The sequence below is a fragment of the Rhodoplanes roseus genome, from assembly GCF_003258865.1.
GTDB lineage: Bacteria > Pseudomonadota > Alphaproteobacteria > Rhizobiales > Xanthobacteraceae > Rhodoplanes > Rhodoplanes roseus.
The window spans coordinates 1-2,136 of the sequence record NZ_NPEX01000518.1; the positions used below are offsets into that span (position 1 = coordinate 1).

The 2,136-nt window shown below is 66.7% G+C and carries 2 protein-coding genes; one reads left to right on the forward strand and one right to left on the reverse strand.

The annotated features are described in order from the left end of the window. Window positions 1–149: 149 nt before the first annotated feature. The gene (locus CH341_RS30870; RefSeq protein WP_210208689.1) at window positions 150–1,136 is read right to left on the reverse strand and encodes a hypothetical protein; all 987 of its coding nucleotides are present in this window, start codon (window positions 1,134–1,136) and stop codon (window positions 150–152) included. 315 nt (window positions 1,137–1,451) lie between these two features. On the opposite strand from CH341_RS30870, the gene CH341_RS30875 reads away from it, so the two are divergent. After that, a complete protein-coding gene (locus CH341_RS30875; RefSeq protein ID WP_111423450.1) occupies window positions 1,452–1,964 on the forward strand; it encodes a cyclic nucleotide-binding domain-containing protein in 513 nt (170 codons plus the stop codon). Window positions 1,965–2,136: the final 172 nt, after the last annotated feature.

Consider the following 2,136-nt stretch of genomic DNA (forward strand, 5'->3'; position numbering starts at 1 on the left):
GGAGCCGAGGCTCCGGCGCATCGACGGCGTGATCCGCCCGACCGGCGGAGCCGCGGTCGCGGGTTGCCCACCGAGGCGATGCGATCGTCTGAAGGTGCCGACGAGTCATCGCCTCGTCGAGGAGTCGAGGGGTGGGCCGGAACGATCGCTCATCGACGCGTCGCCGATTGTGCCGAGTTGGGGTCGCGCATCAGCCTGGAACTGTCGACCGCCTCGAAGTCGGAGGCGCGTATCTCACGTAAGGCAGCGAGATCGTCGTTGTTCCAGCGACCGTCGGGCGCGCCGCTGAGGAACAGAGGCGAGCCGTTGTCGGCGAGAAACATGCCGTATCGCTTCAGCGCCCGGAGGATCACCTGGTTGGCCGCGGAAAAGCGCGATATGTCGACATTGGCCTTGAGGCGGAACCGTTGACCCATGGGCGGAAGGTCCGGCTCGTCCGATCGGGAAGCAAAATGCCGCGCCGGCCACACATAGGCCCTCCGGGTCGTGGGCAGCGTGAAGCGCAGAGCGTGACGTATCTCACCCGCCGCCACTTCGTCGTAGCGCACGAGTCCGGGAAAGATCGGGAGACCGGCAGCGTCCGCGCTCGTCCATCCGTCAGGCCGCAGCTCGTGGCCTTCGAGGTCGAAGCGAGCACTCGAGACTGCGTTCCAGCTTCCGTCGGCCGTCGGCACGGCCTTGTAGAGCTCGAACAGTGTGCAGCTTCCCTGCTGAACCACGATCACGTGCCGATCGTCCTTGCTGGCGGGGCCACCCTCGACCGGCGCGTCGCGAGGGATCGGATACGGGCCGGGGTCGCTCTCCGGGGCTACTGCCTCTTCGTCTTCGAAGGGCGCGTAGTGAATTGGAACCTTGGGCTGGTTCATGGGCACCACCGTGAACGGAATGCCCATCGGGACGCCGTCGTAAAACCCCGCGCCGAAGTCCGGTTTCAGATGCGCGGCGCCGATACGCGCCACGTAGCGTGCCGACTTCGCATCGATCGGGAGCGTATCGACGGGCACGTTCCATATGCTGTCGCGCGGCATGACCGGACAGCCGCCCAGTGTGGGGCCGGTGTCCTGTGCGACGGCCGGGATGCCGACGATCAGGAGTGCGGCGGCGAGAGCGTAGTCCCGGACAATCCACTGGCGCATGCTGCGTCTCCGAGCCATAGTCAGCATACCAGGTCGCCCGACGTCGGGTGAAAATCATTCGTGATCAGGAGGCGGAGCTCGTCTCCTCACCTCCCGCCGGCGCGGCGCTGTCTCCGAGCAGCGACGAGACTGCGCTGCCGAAACGTGGAGCAGCCCGCCACGCGGTTCCATCCTGGTCGGCGGCCGACCCGGGAGGTTCGTGACGAGGCGCTCCATACGATGTCGGCCATGGATCGCCGGACATGGATCGCCGGACATGGATCGCCGACCATGGATCGCCCTCACGGTCGCCTTCTGAGTCGGAACGGAAGACAGATGGCCCACAGCAGCCCCGATCTGAGTGCTTTCCTTCGGGCGACACCGTTCTTCGGCGGGTTGTCCGATCCGAGTCTCGAGCGGCTGATCGCGATGCTGGTCGAGCGCCGCGTCGACAGCGGTCGCGCCGTCGTCGTCGAAGGCGAGCCGGGGCGCTCGATGTACATCGTGCACTCCGGCGCGTTGGTCGTGAACAAGCGCGGCGAGCGCGACTGCGCGATCCGCATGGCGCGTCTCGGACCGGGGGATTTCTTCGGCGAGATGACGCTGATCGAGGTGCAGAATCGATCGGCCACCGTCGTCGCGGAAAGCGCGGCGGTGTTGTACGAGCTCGATGCCGGGAGCCTCTATGCCTATTACAAGGCGGACATTCACGCCTTTGCGATCGTGCTGCAGAACATCAATCGCGAGCTGTGCAGGAGGCTGCGGCGCGCCGACAGTCTGATCGCCGAGCTGTCCGGCATCTCGGGGCGTCGACCCGAGCTGATCTGGTGGACGGACGCCGACACCTGATGGCGGAGGACGACGTCCTGCATGCCGAAGGACGACGTCCTGCGCGAGGCCGGCCCAGTCGGCGACGACATGGGACCGATCCGCCGATCGGCTCCTGATCACGGCGAGTGCTCGATCGCGCGCCGATCGGCACAGCGACAGCCAGGCGCACGATCGGCGGCGGCCGATCGTG

What these genes read in the sequence shown, in the direction of transcription:
- CH341_RS30875 (WP_111423450.1), top strand. Translation starts at nt 1,452, where the DNA reads ATGGCCCACAGCAGCCCCGATCTGAGTGCTTTCCTTCGGGCGACACCG.
- CH341_RS30870 (WP_210208689.1), bottom strand. Translation starts at nt 1,136, where the DNA reads ATGCGCCAGTGGATTGTCCGGGACTACGCTCTCGCCGCCGCACTCCTG.